The sequence below is a fragment of the Streptomyces sp. NPDC041200 genome, from assembly GCF_055591805.1.
Genome location: NZ_JBVIZF010000017.1, coordinates 37787 through 56868 on the forward strand (window position 1 = coordinate 37787; position 19082 = coordinate 56868).

Annotated in this window: 18 protein-coding genes; 5 read left to right on the forward strand and 13 right to left on the reverse strand. The window is 72.0% G+C overall.

The genetic code is table 11. The features are described 5' to 3' along the window. Positions 1-98: 98 nt before the first annotated feature. Entirely contained in the window at positions 99-2150 is a 2052-nt protein-coding gene (locus ACZ6CL_RS29260) for a phosphocholine-specific phospholipase C (RefSeq protein ID WP_468940831.1), read from the forward strand. Positions 2151-2181: 31 nt separating this feature from the next. Here ACZ6CL_RS29260 and ACZ6CL_RS29265 read toward each other — a convergent pair whose 3' ends face one another. Further along, positions 2182-3057 (reverse strand): antibiotic biosynthesis monooxygenase, encoded by an 876-nt coding sequence (locus ACZ6CL_RS29265; protein WP_468940834.1) that lies wholly within the window; start codon positions 3055-3057, stop codon positions 2182-2184. A 54-nt stretch (positions 3058-3111) separates the two neighbouring features. Beyond that, on the reverse strand, positions 3112-4023 hold the full coding sequence (locus tag ACZ6CL_RS29270; protein ID WP_468940836.1) for a helix-turn-helix transcriptional regulator: 912 nt from the start codon (positions 4021-4023) through the stop codon (positions 3112-3114). Positions 4024-4164: 141 nt separating this feature from the next. Between ACZ6CL_RS29270 and ACZ6CL_RS29275 the strand changes: the two genes are divergently transcribed. From ACZ6CL_RS29275 to ACZ6CL_RS29285, 3 genes are read left to right on the forward strand one after another with little or no spacing between them, the layout of a single operon-like run. Then, entirely contained in the window at positions 4165-4737 is a 573-nt protein-coding gene (locus tag ACZ6CL_RS29275) for a non-oxidative hydroxyarylic acid decarboxylases subunit B (protein ID WP_468940839.1), read from the forward strand. 31 nt (positions 4738-4768) lie between these two features. Beyond that, positions 4769-6193 carry a non-oxidative hydroxyarylic acid decarboxylases subunit C gene (locus ACZ6CL_RS29280; RefSeq protein WP_468940842.1) on the forward strand — a complete coding sequence of 475 codons (1425 nt, stop codon included), beginning with the start codon at positions 4769-4771 and terminating at the stop codon, positions 6191-6193. A gap of 35 nt (positions 6194-6228) precedes the next feature. Then, positions 6229-6492: a non-oxidative hydroxyarylic acid decarboxylases subunit D gene (locus ACZ6CL_RS29285; protein WP_468940845.1), complete on the forward strand. Its 264-nt coding sequence runs from the start codon at positions 6229-6231 to the stop codon at positions 6490-6492. A gap of 18 nt (positions 6493-6510) precedes the next feature. Here ACZ6CL_RS29285 and ACZ6CL_RS29290 read toward each other — a convergent pair whose 3' ends face one another. The 10 genes from ACZ6CL_RS29290 to ACZ6CL_RS29335 all read right to left on the reverse strand — a co-directional run bounded on the left by ACZ6CL_RS29290 (position 6511) and on the right by ACZ6CL_RS29335 (position 16727). Continuing rightward, positions 6511-7746 carry a cytochrome P450 gene (locus ACZ6CL_RS29290; protein WP_468940848.1) on the reverse strand — a complete coding sequence of 412 codons (1236 nt, stop codon included), beginning with the start codon at positions 7744-7746 and terminating at the stop codon, positions 6511-6513. A 54-nt stretch (positions 7747-7800) separates the two neighbouring features. Continuing rightward, positions 7801-8994, reverse strand: a complete 1194-nt coding sequence (locus tag ACZ6CL_RS29295) for an NAD(P)/FAD-dependent oxidoreductase (protein ID WP_468940851.1) — start codon at positions 8992-8994, stop codon at positions 7801-7803. Then, on the reverse strand, positions 8991-9191 hold the full coding sequence (locus tag ACZ6CL_RS29300; RefSeq protein ID WP_450884103.1) for a ferredoxin: 201 nt from the start codon (positions 9189-9191) through the stop codon (positions 8991-8993). The genes ACZ6CL_RS29295 and ACZ6CL_RS29300 overlap by 4 nt, the downstream gene beginning before the upstream one ends. Beyond that, complete coding sequence (locus ACZ6CL_RS29305) at positions 9188-9880, reverse strand: TetR/AcrR family transcriptional regulator (RefSeq protein ID WP_468940853.1); 693 nt, start codon at positions 9878-9880, stop codon at positions 9188-9190. The genes ACZ6CL_RS29300 and ACZ6CL_RS29305 overlap by 4 nt, the downstream gene beginning before the upstream one ends. Before the next feature lie 113 nt (positions 9881-9993). Next, entirely contained in the window at positions 9994-10944 is a 951-nt protein-coding gene (locus ACZ6CL_RS29310) for a class I mannose-6-phosphate isomerase (RefSeq protein ID WP_468940856.1), read from the reverse strand. 177 nt (positions 10945-11121) lie between these two features. Further along, positions 11122-12135, reverse strand: coding sequence for a tagatose 1,6-diphosphate aldolase (locus ACZ6CL_RS29315; protein ID WP_468940858.1), 1014 nt, complete (start codon positions 12133-12135; stop codon positions 11122-11124). Then, positions 12122-13468: an ADP-dependent glucokinase/phosphofructokinase gene (locus tag ACZ6CL_RS29320; protein WP_468940860.1), complete on the reverse strand. Its 1347-nt coding sequence runs from the start codon at positions 13466-13468 to the stop codon at positions 12122-12124. The genes ACZ6CL_RS29315 and ACZ6CL_RS29320 overlap by 14 nt, the downstream gene beginning before the upstream one ends. After that, a complete protein-coding gene (locus tag ACZ6CL_RS29325) occupies positions 13465-14346 on the reverse strand; it encodes a carbohydrate ABC transporter permease (protein WP_468940863.1) in 882 nt (293 codons plus the stop codon). Before ACZ6CL_RS29325 ends, ACZ6CL_RS29320 begins: the two co-directional genes overlap by 4 nt. A gap of 3 nt (positions 14347-14349) precedes the next feature. Beyond that, on the reverse strand, positions 14350-15390 hold the full coding sequence (locus ACZ6CL_RS29330; RefSeq protein WP_468940865.1) for a carbohydrate ABC transporter permease: 1041 nt from the start codon (positions 15388-15390) through the stop codon (positions 14350-14352). Further along, positions 15390-16727, reverse strand: coding sequence for an ABC transporter substrate-binding protein (locus ACZ6CL_RS29335; protein WP_468940866.1), 1338 nt, complete (start codon positions 16725-16727; stop codon positions 15390-15392). The genes ACZ6CL_RS29330 and ACZ6CL_RS29335 overlap by 1 nt, the downstream gene beginning before the upstream one ends. A 202-nt stretch (positions 16728-16929) precedes the next feature. Here ACZ6CL_RS29335 and ACZ6CL_RS29340 point away from each other — a divergent pair, with 202 nt between their 5' ends. After that, on the forward strand, positions 16930-17739 hold the full coding sequence (locus ACZ6CL_RS29340; RefSeq protein ID WP_468940869.1) for a DeoR/GlpR family DNA-binding transcription regulator: 810 nt from the start codon (positions 16930-16932) through the stop codon (positions 17737-17739). 57 nt (positions 17740-17796) lie between these two features. Here ACZ6CL_RS29340 and ACZ6CL_RS29345 read toward each other — a convergent pair whose 3' ends face one another. After that, a complete protein-coding gene (locus tag ACZ6CL_RS29345) occupies positions 17797-19080 on the reverse strand; it encodes an NAD(P)/FAD-dependent oxidoreductase (RefSeq protein WP_468940872.1) in 1284 nt (427 codons plus the stop codon). Positions 19081-19082: the final 2 nt, after the last annotated feature.

Below are 19082 nucleotides of genomic sequence, written 5' to 3' on the forward strand. Positions count from 1 at the left end.
CGCCGTTTCTTCCGGGCGCCGTTGTACACGTCAGCCGGGCGGACGACACTGCCCCGGTTGCCCGCGCCACTTCGGACGCCACAGGAGACCGGATTCCCATGACAGCGATGGACCGTCGAAGATTCATGCAACTGGCCGGTGCCACCACCGCCCTGCCCCTGCTGTCCACGAGCATCGCCCGCGCCGCGGAGATACCGGCGAACCGCCGCACCGGCAGCCTGCGGGACGTGGAGCACATCGTCGTCCTGATGCAGGAGAACCGCTCCTTCGACCACTACTTCGGCACCCTGCGCGGGGTGCGGGGATTCGGCGATCCGCGGCCGGTGAGCCTGCCCAGCGGCAAGACGGTGTGGCACCAGTCCGACGGCACGAAGGACATCCTGCCGTTCCGGCCCGACGCGGACGACCTGGGCCTGCAGTTCCTCCAGGACCTCCCGCACGGCTGGGGCGACACCCACGCCGCCCTCAACGACGGCGCGTACGACAAGTGGGTGCCCGCCAAGTCGGCCACGACGATGGCGTACCTCACCCGCGAGGACATCCCGTTCCACTACGCGCTGGCCGACGCGTTCACCATCTGCGACGCCTACCACTGCTCGTTCATGGGCTCCACCGACCCCAACCGCTACTACATGTGGACCGGTTACACCGGCAACGACGGGACGGGCGGCGGCCCGGTACTCGACAACGCGGAGGCCGGATACGGCTGGACGACGTATCCCGAGCGGCTGGAGAAGGCCGGGGTCTCCTGGAAGATCTACCAGGACATCGGCGACGGGCTGGACGCCAAGGGCGGCTGGGGCTGGATCGACGACGCCTTCCGGGGCAACTACGGCGACAACTCGCTGCTGTACTTCAACCAGTACCGGAACGCCTCGCCCGGCAACCCGCTCTACGACAAGGCCCGCACCGGCACCGACACCCGGAAGGGCGAGGGCTACTTCGACCAGCTGAAGGCCGATGTGAAGGCCGGGACGCTGCCCCAGGTGTCCTGGATCGCGGCGCCCGAGGCGTTCACCGAGCACCCCAACTGGCCCGCGAACTTCGGCGCCTGGTACGTGGCCCAGGTGCTGGACGCGCTGACCTCGAACCCCGAGGTGTGGAGCCGCACCGCGCTGCTCATCACCTACGACGAGAACGACGGCTTCTTCGACCACATCGTGCCGCCGTACGCCCCCTCCACCGGGCGCGGCGCGTCGACCGTGACCACCTCCGGCGAGCTGTTCCCCGGCTCGTCCGCGCAGGTGGCCGGGGCGTACGGGCTGGGGCAGCGGGTCCCGATGCTCGTGGTGTCGCCGTGGAGCAAGGGCGGCTACGTGTGCTCGCAGACCCTGGACCACACCTCGATCCTGCGGTTCATCGAGCGGCGGTTCGGGGTCAAGGAGCCCCACATCTCGCCGTGGCGGCGCGCGGTGTGCGGCGATCTGACCGCGGCGTTCGACTTCGGACGCACCGACCCGAGCATGCCGTCCATGCCGGACACCAGCGGCTACCTGCCGAAGGACCACAACCGGCACCCCGACTACGTGCCCACGGTCCCCGCCGAGCCCGCCCTGCCCCGGCAGGAGTCCGGGCGGCGCCCCACCCGGCCGCTGCCGTACGACCTGGCCGCCGACGCCACCGCGGCCGACGGCGCCCTGCGGATCGACTTCGCCAGCCACGGCCGCGCGGGCGCACATTTCCACGTCACCTCCCGCAGCCACCCGGGCGGCCCGTGGGGCTACACCGTCGAGGCGGGCAAGCGGCTGTCCGGTGAGTGGAGCGCGGCGCCGGGCAAGGACGGCTACGACCTGGAGGTGCACGGTCCGGACGGCTTCCTGCGCCGGTTCGCGGGGCAGCTGGGCGGCGTGGGACCGCAGGTGAGCGCGCGGCACGACGGCCGAACCGGCCAGCTCAGGCTGACCCTCAGCAACCCGGGCCGCACCACGGTGCGGCTCACCGTCCGGGACGGCCTTCGAGATGGGCAGGCGGACACCTACCGGCTGCGTCCGGGCGCGCGGGTGACGCACACCGCGGATCTGCGCCGCAGCCACCAGTGGTACGACCTGACGGTGGTGTCCGACCACGACCGCACCTTCGTACGCCAGCTCGCGGGCCATGTCGAGACGGGACGCGCGGGGCTGAGCGACCCCGCCCTCGCCACAGGCTGAACCCCGGCTGAACCATCCCCCCGCTCCGGGCTCACGGCGGTGAGCCCGGAGCGCCGGGGCAGGGCAGGGTCCAGATCTGGGTCGTCACGACGTAGAACACCACGGCCCAGAACACGGTCACCGCGGTGACGATGCCGAGGCCGATGAGGTTGGTCTTCGCCTCCGGCTGGTCCGGCGACGGTCGCAGCCACCGCTTGAGCAGCCGGTTCACGTAGTAGGGCATCGTGAGGAAGCTCATGATGAAGCTCGACAGCAGGTTCCCCACCAGCAGCCCGAGCCAGAGCGGCAGGTGCAGCGGGGACAGGGCGAGGGTCAGCAGCACCACGGTCGGGTACAGGCCGACCCACACCGCGATGGAGGTTTTGGTCTCGGAGGGCGGCGGCGCTTCCTTGCCGTTCTCCTCGAAGGCGAACCAGCTGCCGAACGAGTTGTCGATCGTGCGCAGTTCGAAGTCCTGGAACTTCTCGCCCTCCGCGAGGACTTCACGCCGCTTCGCCGACGTCAGCCAGGCATCGAGGTGCTCGGCGTTGTCGAACCGGTACAGCGTGATCCATTCGTCCTGAAGCCCCTCGATGGGGCGGAAGAGTTCGGTGCCGCGAAATCCTTCGAACTTGCTTTCCTCCTGGTTCAGATGGCGCTGCCAGTCGAGAAAGCCGTCGACGTGGTCCGGGTGGACGCGGTGGGTGACCACCACGGTCACCAGCGGATCGGCGGGCCGGGTGCCGCCGCTGATGACCTGCTGGGTTCCGGGACCGTCGAAGTACTCGCGACCGCTGTTGAGGAAGCTCTGCCGGGTCGCGCCGTTCATCCACGCTTGCAGATGGGCGATGGAGTCGAAGCGGCGCCATTCGGCGCCTGGTCGGGAGGACGGTCGCCGTATCACTTCGGAGATGGTGGTGAGGTCCATGGGAAGTGATCTCCCTTCTCATCGAGAAAGGACCCCCGGACGCGGTTATTACCGTCAAGTATATCGATGGGAGGCATTCGTGCCTCCGGCGCCCGAGGCACGGACCCGGAAGCCCGCCGGGGTCTCGCCCGCCCGGCGGCGGAAGAACTTGGTGAAGACGGTGGCGTCCGGGAAGCCGAGCCGCTCCCCGATGGCGGTGGCGGACAGGTCGGTGTGCACCAGCAGCCGCTTCGCCTCCAGCAGCACCCGGTCGTCGATGAACCGCTTGGCCCCGCATCCGGCGGCGGCGCGGGTGGCCCGGGTCAGGGTGCGGACGCTGTAGCCGAGCTGCGCGGCGTAGTCCTCCACCCGGTGCGCATGAGCGAAGTCGCGCTCCACCGCCCGCCGGAACCGCCGGAACGCCTCGCTGCCCGCGTCGCCGCCACCGTCCGCGCCCGGCAGATGGGCCAGCCGCAGCACGAGCACGGCCACCAGATGGCGCACCGCCTCGATGTGCGCCTCCAGGGGGCCGGCCATCGCCCGGTACTCGCTCTCCAGCAGGTCCAGGACGCCGCGTACGGCGTGGGCGGCGGGGCCCTCGGGGACCAGCGGGAGCTGCCGGGTGTGCCGGTCCAGCCGGGCGGCCGTGGCAGTGGCGGCGTCCAGATAGCCGGGCGGGAAGAGCACGACGGCGCCCTCGGCGGCGGTGAGACCGGTGTGGAACTGGTGGATCTGCCCGGGCCGCACCCACATCCAGCTGCCCTCGGTCAGCTCGTGCTCGGTGAAGTCCACCGAGCAGCGGAGCACCCCGGAGCGCACGGTGATCAGCTGGTGGAAGGTGAGCCGCATCGGCGCGGAGACATCGAGGTCATGGCTGCGGGCGCGGGCCAGCAGGCCGGGAAAGTCCAGCACCGCCGCTCCCGGCGGTGCGCCCACGGAGGCCCGGAACGGAACCTCGGTGACCTCAGTGTGTCCGTTTCTGTCCATAGCGCGTCCTCGCTGTACGGCTGGAGTGGCCTGCTCCGAATCTAGCGTGGAGTGCGGACACGATGACTCACCGACGGCCGCTGACCGAAAGAGTCATCCGTCTCATTCCCGCCACCGGACGAATCGAGGGAGCGTGCCACCGTGCGACTGATCGTGGGCATGACAGGAGCAACGGGTGCCGTGTTCGGCATCCGGCTGCTGGAGGCGCTGGCCGAACTGCCCGACGTGGAAACCCACCTGGTGCTCAGCCGCTGGGCCCGGACCACGATCGAGCTGGAGACCGGCCGGTCCGCCCGTGAGGTGGCCGCGCTCGCCGACGAGACGCACTCCCCCGAGAACCAGGGCGCCACGATCTCCTCCGGTTCCTTCCGGACCGACGGCATGATCATCGCGCCCTGCTCGATGAAGACACTCGCCGGGATCCGCGCGGGCTACGCCGAAGGGCTGGTCGCCCGGGCCGCCGATGTGGTCCTCAAGGAGCGGCGCAGGCTCGTCCTGCTGCCGCGCGAGACCCCGCTCAGCGACATCCACCTGGAGAACATGCTCGCGCTGTCCCGGATGGGGGTGCGGATGGTGCCGCCCATGCCCGCCTTCTACAACCATCCGCGGTCGGTGGACGACATCGTCGACCACATCACCGCCCGGCTGCTCGACCAGTTCGACCTGCCCGCGCCCGCCGCCAAGCGCTGGGCGGGCATGCGCGCCGCGCGCTGAATCCCCGCGCACCGTCCCGAAAGGAGTTCCCATGGCCTACGACGACCTCCGCGGCTTCCTGAACGCCCTCGAAAAGGAGGGCCAGCTGCTGCGCGTCCCCGACGAGGTGATGCCGGAGCCGGACATCGCCGCCGCCGCCAACGCCGCACCGCGGCTGGGCGACCACGCCCCCGCGCTGTACTTCGACAACGTCACCGGCTTCACCGACGCGCGCATCGCGCTCAATGTGCACGGCTCCTGGGCCAATCACGCGCTCGCCCTCGGCCTGCCCAAGGAGACCAGCACCAAGGAGCAGGTCGAGGAGTTCATCCGCCGGTGGGACACCTTCCCGGTCGCCCCGGAGTGGCGCGCGGACCCGCTGTGGGCCGAGAACACCCTGGAGGGCGAGGACGCCGACATCTTCCGGGTGCTGCCGCTGATCCGGCTCAACGACGGGGACGGCGGCTTCTACATCGACAAGGCCGCGGTCGTCTCCAAGGATCCCGCCGACCCCGAGCACAGCGGCAAGCAGAACGTCGGCATCTACCGCATCGAGGTCAAGGGCAAGCGGTCGCTCGCGATCCAGCCGGTGCCGATGCACGACATCGCACAGCACCTGAACACCGCCGAAGAGCGCGGTGAAGACCTGCCTGTGGCCATCACGCTCGGCAACGAACCGGTCATCTCCATCGTCGCCTCCACCCCCATGGAGTACGACCAGAACGAGTACGAGCTGGCCGGTGCCCTGCGCGGCGCCCCCGCCCCGCTCGCGACGGCCCCGCTCACCGGGCTGCCCGTGCCGTGGGGCAGCGAAGTGGTCATCGAAGGGGTCATCGAGGGCCGCAAGCGGGAGATCGAGGGCCCGTTCGGCGAGTTCACCGGACACTACTCCGGCGGCCGCAGCATGCCGGTCATCCGCATCGACCGGATCTCGTACCGGACGAACCCGGTCTTCGAACACCTCTACCTCGGCATACCGTGGACCGAGGTGGACTACCTGATCGCCGCCAACACCTGTGTGCCGCTGTACAAGCAGCTCACCCGGGACTTCCCGGAGGTCCAGGCGGTCAACGCGATGTACACCCATGGGCTGGTCGTCATCGTGTCCACCAAGAAGCGGTACGGCGGTTTCGCCAAGGCCGTCGGCATGCGGGTGCTGACCACCCCGCACGGGCTCGGCTACGCCGCCACCGTGATCGTGGTGGACGAAGACGTCGACCCGTTCAACCTGCCGCAGGTGATGTGGGCGCTGTCCACCAAGATGAACCCGGACGGCGACCTGGTCCAGGTGCCGGGCCTCCCGGTGCTCGAACTGGCCCCGCAGGCCCGTACGCCCGGCATCACGGACAAGCTCGTCATCGACGCCACCACCCCTGTCTCCCCCGACAACCGCGGCAACTACGGCACGCAGGTGCGCGATCTGCCGGAGGCCGCCGAGTGGCTGACCCGGCTGCAGAAGCTCGCCGCCGCCCGCTGAACCACCACCGCCACCCACCTCATGGAAGGACCGAAATGTCCGACACCACTCCCCCGCGCCAGACTCCCCTGTGCCCGCGCTGCGCCCACGAGACGATCGAGCACATCTTCAGCTCGCCCGTCCCCGGCGTCTGGGAGGTGCTGCGGTGCGGGCGGTGCCTCTACATGTGGCGCACCAGCGAACCCGCCCGCCGCACCCGGCGCGACGCCTACCCCGAGGCGTTCATGATGACGCCGGAGGACATCAGCGCCGCGCCGGAGGTTCCGGCCGTGCCGCCGCTGCGCACCCCCGGAGCCTGAATCTGAACGGCTGAACAGCTACCAGGTGACGGGGAGTTGATGGACTCCGTAGATCACCGCGTCGTACTTGAAGGGCACCTTCTCCAGCTCCGTCGCCAGGCGCAGCGTGGGGATGCGGCGCAGCAGGGCCGGGTAGACCACCTGGAGTTCCATGCGGGCCAGCGGCTGGCCGAGGCAGTGGTGGGTGCCCGCCCCGAAGGCCTGGTGGCTGCGGGCGTCACGGGCGATGTCCAGCCGGTCCGGGTCGGGGAACACGGACGGGTCCCGGTTGGCGAGTTCGCCGAGCAGGATCACACCCTCACCGGCCCGGATGGTCTTGCCCGCGACCTTGATGTCCTCCAGTGCCGTCCGGCGGCGTCCGAGGTGGACGACGCTGAGGTAGCGCAGCAGTTCCTCCACCGCGGCGGCGATCACCTTGGGGTCGTCGGTGTCACGGACCCGGGCGAGCTGATCGGGGTGTTCGAGCAGCAGCAGTGTGCCCATGGTGATCATGTTGGCGGTGGTCTCGTGCCCGCCGAGGAGCAGCAGCACGCCCATCGCGACCGCTTCGCGGCGGGTCAGCTCACCGGCCTTGATCTGTTTGCCGAGGCTGGAGAGCAGATCGTCGCCGGACTCGGCGAGCTTGGCGTCCACGAGCTGTTCCAGATAGCCGCCCAGATTGCCGTGGGCGGCCTGCCGCTCCTGGGGCGTGGCCACGGCGGAGACGAGAACCTTGCTGTTGGCCTGGAAGAACTCGTGGTCCTCGTAGGGGACGCCGAGCAGTTCGGAGATGACCAGGGACGGGACCGGCAGGGCGAGGGCCTGGACCAGGTCGGCGGGTTTCGGCCCGGCCAGCATGCGGGTGATGAAGTCGTCCACCATCTCCTGCACGACCGGGCGCATCGCCTCGACCCGTTTGATGGTGAACGCGCCGCTGACCATGCGGCGCAGCCGGGCGTGCTCAGGATCGTCCATGCCGACGAAGCTCAGGTCGGTGGCGCCGTGTTCGCCGCCCGAGTGGTCGACGGGGCTCGGGAAGCCGGGGTGTGAGAAGTCCGCGCTCAGCCGGGGGTCGGCGAGCAGCGCCCTCTGCTCGGCGTGGCTGGTCACCACCCAGGGGGTGCTGTCGCCCCAGGACCGGACGCGGGTCAGCGGGCCCCACTGGGCGAGGCCGCGCAACTCCGGGGACGGGTCGAAGGGGCAGGCGGCGGCCCGCGGCTGGGGGAATCGGGGGATCTCGGCCGACGCGTCGTCGGCCACGGGTGCGGTGGTCATGGTCTTCCTCCGGTGGGCGTTCAGGGGTGGCCGGGGCGTACTCAGGGACGGTGGTCAGGCGCCGACGGCGAGCGCCGTCGCGGGCGGCTCGGTCAGCAGGGCCTGACGGTGCAGTCGGGTCTGCTTGGGCATGTTCCAGCCGAGGACGCCGGTGACCCGGCCCTGACGGCGGTACTGGGCGACGAACCGGCGGTCCTCCACCGCGCCCTCCACGACGGTCACCTCGGCGTCGGGCGACGGCCGCCCGTGAACATGGATCCTGGCGTCGAACTGGTCGGTCCAGAAGTACGGAACGGGCGTGTACGGCTTCTCCTCGCCGAGGATGTTCCCGGCGACGGCGGCCGCCTGCTCCACGGCGTTGGTCCGGTTCTCCAGCCGCAGCAGGGCTCCGAGACCCGTGTGGTGCCAGCGCGCCACGTCGCCCACGGCGTAGATCCCGTCCGCGGCCCGGCAGTACGCGTCGCACACCACCCCGTTGTCCAGGGTCAGGCCGCTGCCGGTGAGCCAGCCGGTCTCGGGTACGGCGCCGACCGCGATCACGGCCACGTCGGCGGGCAGCACCTCGCCACCGGCCAGCCGTACGCCACTGACCCTGCCCCCGTGGCCCGTGAGGCCACAGACCGCGGTGCCGAGCCGCAGCGCCACGCCCTGTTCGGCGTGGACCGCGGCGAGCAACTCCGCCATGCGGGGCCCCAACTGGGCTGCCATCGGGGCCGGTTGGGGCCCGGCCAAGGTGACGTCCACGCCCATGGTGCGCGCGGTGGCCGCGATCTCGGCGCCGAGCACCCCGTCGCCGACGACCACGGCCCGGGTCGCGGTCAGCAGGTCGGCCCGCAGCGCCGCCGCGTCGTCCAGCGACCGCAGCACATGGACTCCGGCCAGGCCGTCCTGCCCGGGCAGCGTCCGGGGCCGCACCCCGGTGGCGATGACCACGGCGTCCGCCGTCAGGACGCGCCCGGACGCGGTACGGACGGTGCGCGCCGTGGCGTCCAGGGCGACGGCCGGGGCGCCGAGAAGGAACTCGGCGTCCAGCGCGTCCGGGGCTTCCGGGGCTCGCAGCCGGGCCCGCTCGGGCGCCCAGTCACCGGCGAGCACCTGCTTGGACAGCGGCGGCCGGTCGTAGGGCGCGTGCGGTTCGGCGCCCAGCACCGTGACCCTTCCCCGGTAGCCCTTGCGCCGCAGGGACTCGGCGGTGCCGAGCCCCGCGGCGGAGGCACCGGCCACCAGCACGCCGGAGGGCTCGTTCATGAGGTGCCGCTCAGGTCTATCGCGAGGGTCGGGCAGACGCCCGCGGCCTCGCGGACCGCGGCGTGGTGCTCCTCGGCGGGCTCGGCGTCGAGCAGGACCACGATGCCGTCCTCGTCGCGCTGGTCGAACACCTCGGGCGCGATCAGCACGCACTGACCTGCGGCGCAGCACTTCGCTTCATCAACGGTGATCTTCATGTCTGGTTCTTTCTGGAGGTGGAACGAGGGGGCGTACGGGGTGTGACGGGGGCCAGGAGCAGCCCGGTGATGGCATCGGTCAGCGCGGCGGCCGTGTCCTCCCAGGACGGCTGTCGCGTACTGGTCCCGTCGGCGAGGGCGCGCTCGCGCTCGGCGCAGGTATGGGTGATCAACTGGCGGGCCATGTCGCCGCGTTCGGCCCGTGTCTCGGCGGACAGGAAGCCGAGGCAGCCGCCCAGCCCCTGGAGGATTTCCCGCAGCGGCTGCCGGGTGAGGGCCTCTTCGGTGACGATCGCGCGCAGCACGGGGTCGGTCATCACCTGGACGGCGAACCGGGCGTGCCAGGAGGGGACGCCCAGGGTGGCCAGGTGCTCGGGGGCGGGCCGCACCAGGCAGGCGGCCCAGTCCCGTACCTCGCTGCTGCCGCGGGTCTCGTCCACCATCCGCTGCCGGATGGCGTCGATGGCCGCGGAGTGCTTGCGCATGATGGCGCGCACCAGGTCCGCCCGGGTGCCGAAGTGGTAGCCGACCGCGGCGACGTTTCCCTGCCCGGCCGCCTCACTGATCTGCCGGTTGGACACCGCGACCAGCCCGTGTTCGGCGTAGAGCCGTTCCGCCGCGGCCATGATGGCCTCGCGCGTCTCGGCGGCGCGGTCTGTGTGCGCGGTCCTGCCCTGGGCACCGGCCACGGGGGCCTCCTCACTCGATCGTGCTGAGCTGTGGAGGCCACGTTAAAACACGTGAATTAAATAAAGCAACTGATTGAAGAGACTGTTTTCCCCGGTGGGAATCAGCGGGGGAATCAGCGCCCGGGCGCGGGTGGGCGGCAGCGCAGGGCGGTCAGCGGGCCGGACAGCCGGGTGGGCCCGGCCGCGTACGGAAGGAGGACGGTCTGCCCCTCCGCCACCTCAAGCGGGGGCCCGGACGCGCAGGTCAGCGTCCCGGCGCCGGTGAGGCAGACCAGCACCGAGAAGCCCGCGTCCAGCGTCGTCGGCGGTTCGCCCCGGCACAGCTCGGCGCGGAAGTACGGGTCGGCGTCCGGCGGGAGCACGCTCCCGGTACCGGCCGCCGCACCCGGTCCGCGCAGCCGGTCCAGCGCGGCGGCGGACAGACCCCGGCGGTCGACTCCGCCGAGCGCCAGGTCGAAGCCGAGGCCGAGATGACCCTCGGCGGCGCCGTCGACCGCGAACCCCTCCCACTCCAGCAGCACGGAGAAGTCGGTCGGCTCCTGGAGTTCCACCAGCAGCACCCCGCCCCCGATCGCGTGGGGCATCCCCGCCGGGCACAGCAGCGCGTCGCCGGGGGCGACCGGCACCCGGTGGACGGCGTCCAGCATCGCGCCCGCGTCACCGGCCGCGACCCATCCGGCCAGTTCACGGGCGGTGACGTCGCGGGCGAAGCCCATCCGGACCTCGGCGCCGGGGGCGGCGTCCGGGACGTACCACGCCTCGGTCTTGCCGTGCGCGCTGCCGAGGTGGGCACGGGCGAACGCGCGGTCGGGGTGGGTGTGCAGGGGCAGCCGCTGACCGGCGTCCAGCAGCTTGACCAACAGCCCGGTGTCGGCCCCGTACGCCGCCGCGTGCTCCGACCCCAGCCAGGCCACCGGATCGGCGGCCACGGCCTCGGCCAGCCGGACGCCGCCGGGCAGCGTGGTGAGCCCCGCCGGGGCCCGGGAAAGCGCCGGACGAGCCCGGCCACGCGGCGAGCGGGGCCGCCTCTTGGCCGTAGCCAGGGCTGCGTGCGATCGGGTCACCCGCGCGGGGCCCCTCCCGGACCGAGCCCGGAAGCCGGGCAGCGCGCATTCGGGACGCCCTTACGGGAGCCACCTCCCGCACCGAGCCCGGGAACCCAGCGAGCGGGGCCCCTTCCGGCGGGCGGCGGGCCCGGGCACCGGCCGGAAGGCGGCCCCTCAAGCGCGCACGACGGGGCGTCAGACGGCCGGGTGCCAGGTGTGGAACCAGCCCTCGGGCAGGCGGTCCAGCGCCTGGTCCAGGGAGCGGCCCGGCAGGAACGGGCGGCCGTGTTCGCGGATGACCGCGTTCAGCTCGTCCAGCCGCCCGCGGGCCTGCTCGATGCCCCGGGCGCGCTCGGCCGGGTCGTGGGTGGAGACGGCGTCGCGCCAGATCGACCGGCCCGCCAGATAGCCGCACGCCCCGGCCTGCGCGGAGATCCGCACCTGGGTACGGAAGTCCTCGTAGCCGACGCCCGCCGAGAGGATCACCCACGGGACGCGCACCGAGGAGTCCAACTCCTTGCACGCCGTGGTGGCCGCCGCGCGGCCCTGCTCGGTGTCGACGTAGCCGGGGAACTCGACCTTGAGCATGTCGACCCCGAGCCGGTCCGCGTCCACGGCCGACTGGATGATGCCCGCGACGCGGCGCTCCTTCCACTCCGCCGAGGACGGGTCCTCACCGGGCAGCGGGTACCAGATGGGCTCGACGACCAGCGGCAGGCTCAGCTCCGCGCACTCGGCCACCAGGTCGCGTACCACCTGACGCTGGTGTTCGGCGGTGGCCGGGTCGCCGTCCGGGCGGTACCACCACAGCAGTTTGGCCACATCGGTCCCGGCCAGCTTGATCTGCCGGGTGGACCAGCCCTCGCGGTGCCGGGTGCGGCGCGGACCCTCGGGGATGCGGTAGTCCTCGTCCTCGATGCTGGCCATCAGGCCGACGTCACGCGGCAGGGCGCCGCTCGCGGTGAGGTGGCCGATGCCGTAGTGGGCGTCGAGGAGTACGGCGGTCACGCTGGGCGCGACCGCGCGGATGACGGCGTCCTTCGCCCGGACCACGTCCGCGAAGCCCACCGTGGAGGGGTCCGGGGCGAGCAGTTCGGCGAAGTCCGAGAGATGGTCGAGGGCGCAGATCAGGAAGAAGCCGTCCTCGCTGGTCACACGGGTCAGTCCGCGCAGCTTGCCCGGGTCGGTGGTCAGGTCAGGCGTGGTCATCGGGGTCCTTTCGGATACGGGTCGGGTCACAGCCGGAGTGGAGCGAGCGGGCGAGCAGCAGCCCGCCCACGAACGTGTCACCGAGGCCGATGGTGGCCACGGGGCGGCTGAGGTGAGGCGCGGGGACGCAATCCGCCCGCAGCCCCTCCCCCAGCGGCCCGTCAGCCGGGCGGTCCTCGGTGTAGTCGGCCGCCGGTGGCGGCTCCAGGTCGGCGGCGGGGGCGCCGCGCGCGGCCCGCGCGGCGGCGAGCAGGCTGCCCGTCATCAGCGCGGTCCGCTGTTCGGTGGGGTCGCCGCGGTGGACGGCGAGCACCCAGCCGTCCGCGTGGACGCACACCCGGTCCAGGCGGTACGCGGTGGCGAAGTGGGCCGCCGCGGTGGCGGGTGAGGTGCGGGCCGAGGGACCGGCGAGCGCGGCGAGTTCGGACAGGCTCATGCCGACGGAGTCGGCCAGCGGGGCGTACTCCTCGCATCCCGCGCGCAGGGCCCGGACGCTGGTGAACTCCGCGAGTTCGAGGTGGAGCAGCGGCAGTCCGCCGTCCCGCCAGGTGCGGACGACCTCGGTGAGCCAGGCCCGGTCGGCGGGCCCGGTGCCGTCCTCGGGCAGCCCGTTCATGCCGGACAGCAGCCCGGCCGCGGCGGTACGGACCAGTTCGCCGGAGCGGGCTGCGAACCACTCGTCGCGCTCGATCCCGTCGTCCGCGAACCGCAGGATGATCCGGGACGAGCGGGGCAGCCCGCCGGGCAGCCCGGGGGCGGGGGTGCCCGCGGCGAACTCCAGGACGCTGTGCGGTTGTTTCGCCCCGCCCGGCCGGGGCACGGGCGCCTCCGCGCCGGTCAGCCGCCCGGCCGGGGCGGTTCCCTCGGCCGTGCACAGCGTCACGTCGGGGTGGAGCACCGCGAGCTGCTCGGCGCTGCGGTCGGCCAGCGGGACGACGCCGGGCGCGCCGAGCACGGCGAGTGCCCAGGCGGCCTGCGGCCCGGTGCCGCCGAGCTGCACCCGGTCGGGTGCGCCGAGCAGCGTGCCCACCCAGTCGGTGCCGCCGGGCCACGGTACGGCGATCTCGCCGCCGCGTCCGTCACGGATGCGGCCGATGACCTCGGTGGCGACCTCACCGGCGGGTCCGGGCGCGGTGGCCTGGGCGGCGAGGGCGGCCATCCGGTCCGGGTCCATCCGGCGGACGTGGTCGACACAGGCACTGAATCCGGCCAGCACGGGTGCGGCCTGCCGGGCCCGGGCGCGGACCCGGTCGGCCAGCGCGCGGTACCGCTCGGCCCACAGCTCGTCGCGGGCGACGACGCGCGGGACGGAGAGGCCGGTGCGGGCGGTCACTCCTTCACCGCCCCGGAGGTGATGCCCGCGACGATGCGGCGCTGGAAGGCCATGACGATCAGCACCAGCGGCAGGGTGACCACGACGGACGCGGCGGCCATGTCGCCCCAGGGAACGAAGTACTGGGACTGGAAGCCCGCGATGCCGACCGGCACGGTCTGGTGCTCGGGCGAGGACGTGAAGGCCAGCGCGAGCATGAACTCGTTCCAGTTGGTGATGAAACCGAGCATTCCGGCGGCCGCGATCCCGGGCAGCGCGAGCGGCAGGATCACGCTGCGCAGGGTGCGCAGCAGTCCCGCGCCGTCGATGGCCGCGGCCTCGTCCAGCTGAGTGGGCAGGGACCGGAAGTGCGCGTACAGAACGAAGATCATCAGCGGCAGGGCGAGCCCCACGTACGAACCGGACAGACCCGTATAGGTGTCGAGCAGCCCGAGCGCGTTGAGCACCAGGTAGAGCGGAACCACGATCGAGATCTGCGGGAACATCGACAGGCCGAGGACGACGGCGAGCACCACGCCCTTGCCGGGCACCGGCAGCCGGGCGAGCGCGTAGGTGGCCAGGGCCGCCAGCAGCAGCCCGATCGCGGTCGCGGTCACCGTGACGATGACGCTGTTGACCAGGTACTTGCCGAACTCGTAGTCGGTGAAGACGGCCCGGTAGTGCTCCAGCGTGCCGGGGACGGGCAGCCAGTGCGGGGTGACCGAGGACAGGTCGCGGTCCCGCTGGAACGAGGTGCTGAGCTGCCACAGGAACGGTGCCAGGGACCAGACGACGACGGCGGTGACGGCCAGCCGGAACAGCATCCGGCGGGTGAGCGCCCGGCGACGGGCCCGGAGGGCGGCGGGCACGGCGGGGACGGGCGCGGGAATCGCGGTCATGGCTCAGCCCTCCAGGGCGCGGTAGCGCCGGCTCAGGCAGTAGGCGAAGCCCGCGGCGATGAGCACTTCGGTGAGGAAGGCGGCGGTGGCGATCATCGAGCCGTAGCCCAGTTCGAGGCCGGAGAAGAGGGTCTTGTAGCCGAAGGTGGACAGCGTCTCGGTGGAGTCGGCCGGTCCGCCGCCGGTGAGGACGTACGGCAGGTCGAAGACCCGGAAGGCGTCGAGGATCCGGATGAGGGCGGCGATCAGCAGGGCGGGCGCGATCACCGGCAGGGTGACGGAGCGGAAGGTACACCAGGGCGAGGCGCCGTCGATCTTCGCGGACTCGCCCAGTTCCTTCGGCACGGTCTGCAGCGCGGCGAGCACCAGCAGGGCCATGAACGGGGTGGTCTTCCAGACGTCGGCGAGCCCGATGGTGGCCAGGGCGGTGTGCGGATCGCCGAGGAAGTTGACGTAGCCGTCGGTCAGGTGGAGGCGGGTCAGCAGGTAGTTGGCGACACCGGACTGCCCGTCGAAGATCCAGCCGAACATCCGCGAGGTGACGACGGTGGGGATGGCCCACGGGATGAGGACGGCGGCGCGGGCCCAGCCCCGGCCGCGGAAGGACTGGTGCAGTACGAGGGCGAAGCCGATGCCGAGCGCGGTCTCGACCAGGGTGGTGCCGAAGGCGAAGGCCACCGTGCGCCACCAGGCGTTCCAGAACAGGTCGTCGCCGAGCAGCCGGGAGAGGTTGGCGGTGCCGGTGAAGTGCGAGCCGCTGGAGAACCCGGCGTCGTGCAGGGAGAGCCACAGGGTGCGCAGCACCGGGTAGAGGGAGACGGCCAGGACGGCGGCGAGCGCGGGCGCCAGCAGGACGATGCCCATCAGGCGCGGGCCCGCGGACGAGGACGCGCGCGGCGGGACGCGGCCCGGGGCACGGCGGCGCGGGCCTTCGGGGTCCTCGGGGCCGGGCGTGAGCTGCGGCTGCTCCAGGGAGGGCGCGCGGTGCTTGCCGCGCAGCGGGGTGTGTCCGGGCGTTCTGTGGAAGAAGGCGAGGTGGCCCATCAGACGATCGCCTCCAGGTCGCGCCGGGCGGAGCGTAGGGTGCCGCGCACATCGCCGTAGACCAGGGCGCGGGAGACCGCGGACTGGAGGGCGAGGCTGACCCGGGAGTAGTGCGGGGTGACCGGGCGGGGCACGCCGTTGCCGAACGCCTCCTTCAGCTTGACCATCGCGGGCTGGCCCTTGGCCAGCTTCTTCTCGTCGTAGACCGAGACGCGGGAGGGGGCGTTGCCGAAGTCGAGCGCGAAGGCGAGCTGTGCCTCGGTGCCGGCGAGCCAGTGCAGGAAGTCCATGGCACCTTCCTTGTTGCGGGATCCCGCCGCGACGCCGAGCTGGTAGCCGCCGAGGCAGGAGGAGGACGTGCCGCCGGGGAAACGGGGCAGCGGGGCGACGTCGACCTTGCCGACGACCTTGGACTGGTCCGGGTTCTGGGAGACGCCGTAGACATAGCTCCAGTGCCGCATCATCCCGACCCGGCCCGCGGTGAAGGGGCGGCGGCTGGGCTCCTCGTCCCACGAGAACACCTCGGACGGGCTGACCTTGTAGCGGTACACCAGGTCGCGCATGAACTGGACGGCCTCGACGCATGCGGGGCTGTCCACCCGGACCGCGCCCGAGGGGTCGAGGATGTGGCCGCGGTTGGAGGCGATGAACTCGACCAGGTCGCAGAGCAGGATCTCGGCCTGCTTGGCCTGCCACAGGTAGCCCATGGGCACCCGGCGGTGCTGCATCTCGGCGGCGATGTCGGCGAGTTCGTGCCATTCGGTCGGCGGCTTGCGGCCGAGCGCGCGCATCAGGTCGGTGCGGTAGTAGAGACCGCCCGCGTCCACGTACCAGGGCAGGGCGACGAGTCGGCCCTGATAGGTGCACGCGTCGACCACACCGGGGAAGAAGGAGCGGCGCAGGGCCGCGGAGACATCCTGGTCCAGGGGGTGGACCCAGCCCGCGTCGGCCAGCTCGGCGATCCACACCACGTCCTGCGCGAAGACGTCGACCGTGCCGTCCTTGCGGGCCAGCAGCTGGGTGAGCTGCTGATGGCATTCGGTGCTGGAGCTGGGCGGTGGCAGGTTGCGGACGGTCACCCGGTACCGGCTCTGGGCGGTGTTGTAGCGGTCGGCGAACGACTGCATTCCGGCCGCGCCACCGGTGAACGCCGCGCAGGCGAAGGTGAGTTCGGTCCGCCGTCCGCCACCGCCGGCCACCCGCCGGGCCGCCTCACCGCCACCGCACGCGGTGAGCAAGGGCGTGGCGGCGAGCGCGCCGAGGGCTGCGGAGCCGGTGGAGAGCGCCCGGCGGCGGGTCCACGGTGGCTCGGGACGGGTGGGTGGGTGTGGCTCCACGGCGACTCCCTTGACGCGACACACAGAGGGGTACGCAGAAAGACGTACAAAGAAGCGCTGGTTTATGCGGCTCTTTGCTGCAAGCTACGGCGGCCATCTCCACCGGTCAAGGGTCGTGCTGCAGCTTCTTGCGGTAAGGTGCGAGAATCTGCGGTGTTGCGCAGCATGAGGAAGGGCACCACCGATGAAGGGGGACCACACGATGACGTCAGCAGAGGGCACCCGGGCGGCGAACCTGCCCGCGCGCCGCCGGGCCGACCTCACCGCCTTCATCCAGCAGCGCGGCCAGGCCACCATCGGGGAGCTGGCGAAGGAGTTCGCCGTCTCGGTGGACACCGTACGGCGCGACCTGGACCATCTCGCGGCGCGCGGCCTGGTGGCGCGCACCCACGGCGGGGCGGTGCCGGGCGGCGAGCTGGCCACGGCGGACAGCCCGGTGGCGGACCGGATGAACGAGCGCCGGGAGGCCAAGGACGCCATCGGGGCTGCCGCCGCCCGGCTGGTGCGGGACGACGAGACCCTGCTCGTCAACGGCGGCACCACGGTGCTCTCGGCGGTGGCCGCGCTCGGCGGCCACCGGGGGCTGACGATCGTCACCAACAATCTGCGGGTCCCGGGGATGGTCCCGGCGCAGGCCCTGCGCGATCTGTTCGTCCTCGGCGGCGGCTGCCGGACCACCGCGCTGGTCACCATCGGCCCGATCCGCTTCCCCGACACCGCCGGGGTGAGCGCGGACACCGCCCTCATCGCGGTGGGCGGGGTCAGCGCGTCCGGGCTATCGGTGTCCAACATCCCGGAGGCCCAGATGATCCAGGAGATGATGGACTCCGCGTCCCGGGTCGTGGTGCTGGCGGACACCGCCAAGTTCGAGCGCCGGGCGCTGGCCCTGATCTGCCCGCTCAGCCGCATCGACGTGCTGGTCAGCGAGGGGCCGCCCAGCGGTGAACTGGCCCTCGCCCTGGAGCGGGCCCAGGTCACCCTCGCCGGGCCGTACCTCCCCGAGGACGGCTGACCCCGCCGGGCGCACGGCTCCGGCGGGGTGCCCGGCTGCGGCGGGGTGCCCGGGGTCTTACGTGAGCCGGTCCTTGGCCTTGTAGTACGCCCCGGCGAAGGGCAGAAACCAGGCCGTCCCGTTGTAGAAGGGCACCGGGATCTTCGGGAAGCCGATGCCGCGCAGCGGATTGGCCTCCGGGTGGCCGTCCATCACCTCGGCCATGGCGCGGCCCATGTACGTGGCCATCTGGACGCCGTGGCCGCAGTAGCCCATGGAGTAGTACACGCCCCCGGCCTGGCCCGCGTGCGGGATGCGGTCGTAGGAGAAACCGACGCTCCCGCCCCACACGTAGTCGATGCGCACGTTGCTCAACTGCGGGAATATCTCCGCCATTTCGCGCTTCAGCACCGCCCCGCTGCGGCGGTCCGAGGCCGGGTCGGAGGGGGCGAAGCGGGCCCGGCCGCCGAAGGCGAGGCGGTGGTCGGGGGTGAGCCGGATGTAGTGGCCGATGTTCTTGGAGTCGACCACCAGCCGGGCCTTCGGGATGACCTCCCGGGCCAGCTCCTCGCCCAGTGGCTCGGTGACGATGACGAAGCTGCCGACGGACACCAGCCGCTTGCGGAACCACGGCAGCGACCGGTCGGTGTACGCGTCGGTGGCGGCCATCACCTGCTTGGCGCGGACCGTGCCGTGCAACGTCTCCACCAGGAAGGTGCCGTCCGGGGAGCGGGTCACGGCGGTGGCGGCGTTGCGCTCGTGGATCCGCGCCCCGGCCCGCTCGGCGGCGTCCGCGAGGCCGTGCACGTATTTGCCGACGTGCAGTCCCGCGCTGAGCGGATCCAGCAGCGCGCCGTGGTAGTAGTCCGAGCCGAGTTCCGCGCGCAGCTCGCCCGGGCTCAGCAGTACCGTGTCATGGCCGAAGTTCTCGGCCAGATCGCGCTGTTGGGCCTTCTTCTGCTCGAAGTGCTCGGGCTTGTACGCCACCCCGAGGCGGCCGCACCGGCTGAAGTCGCAGTCGATGCCCTCCTTCTCCGTCAGCTCCTCGACGACGTCGACCGCCTCGCGGAACGCGTCGTACAGCTCGCGGGCGCGCGGCTGGCCGTAGCGCTTGCGCGCCTCGCCGGTGGAGATGGTGATGCCCTGGGTGCACATGCTGCCGTTGCGCCCCGAGGCGCCGGAGCCGATCTTGTCCTTCTCCACGAGCAGGACCTCGGCGCCCTTGCGGGCGGTGTGCAGGGCGGTGGAGAGCCCGGTGAGGCCACCGCCGATCACCGCCACGTCCACCGCGTCCGGCAGTTCCTTGCCCGAGCGGTCCGGAAACGGCGGGGCGGTGTCGAGCCAGTACGGGATCTGCTTCATGT

Excerpts from the sequence above, each read along its gene's own strand:
- ACZ6CL_RS29260 (WP_468940831.1), top strand. The coding sequence starts at position 99 with ATGACAGCGATGGACCGTCGAAGATTCATGCAACTGGCCGGTGCCACC.
- ACZ6CL_RS29265 (WP_468940834.1), bottom strand. The coding sequence starts at position 3,057 with ATGGACCTCACCACCATCTCCGAAGTGATACGGCGACCGTCCTCCCGA.
- ACZ6CL_RS29270 (WP_468940836.1), bottom strand. The coding sequence starts at position 4,023 with ATGGACAGAAACGGACACACTGAGGTCACCGAGGTTCCGTTCCGGGCC.
- ACZ6CL_RS29280 (WP_468940842.1), top strand. The coding sequence starts at position 4,769 with ATGGCCTACGACGACCTCCGCGGCTTCCTGAACGCCCTCGAAAAGGAG.
- ACZ6CL_RS29285 (WP_468940845.1), top strand. The coding sequence starts at position 6,229 with ATGTCCGACACCACTCCCCCGCGCCAGACTCCCCTGTGCCCGCGCTGC.
- ACZ6CL_RS29290 (WP_468940848.1), bottom strand. The coding sequence starts at position 7,746 with ATGACCACCGCACCCGTGGCCGACGACGCGTCGGCCGAGATCCCCCGA.
- ACZ6CL_RS29295 (WP_468940851.1), bottom strand. The coding sequence starts at position 8,994 with ATGAACGAGCCCTCCGGCGTGCTGGTGGCCGGTGCCTCCGCCGCGGGG.
- ACZ6CL_RS29300 (WP_450884103.1), bottom strand. The coding sequence starts at position 9,191 with ATGAAGATCACCGTTGATGAAGCGAAGTGCTGCGCCGCAGGTCAGTGC.
- ACZ6CL_RS29315 (WP_468940858.1), bottom strand. The coding sequence starts at position 12,135 with ATGACCACGCCTGACCTGACCACCGACCCGGGCAAGCTGCGCGGACTG.
- ACZ6CL_RS29325 (WP_468940863.1), bottom strand. The coding sequence starts at position 14,346 with ATGACCGCGATTCCCGCGCCCGTCCCCGCCGTGCCCGCCGCCCTCCGG.
- ACZ6CL_RS29330 (WP_468940865.1), bottom strand. The coding sequence starts at position 15,390 with ATGGGCCACCTCGCCTTCTTCCACAGAACGCCCGGACACACCCCGCTG.
- ACZ6CL_RS29340 (WP_468940869.1), top strand. The coding sequence starts at position 16,930 with ATGACGTCAGCAGAGGGCACCCGGGCGGCGAACCTGCCCGCGCGCCGC.
- ACZ6CL_RS29345 (WP_468940872.1), bottom strand. The coding sequence starts at position 19,080 with ATGAAGCAGATCCCGTACTGGCTCGACACCGCCCCGCCGTTTCCGGAC.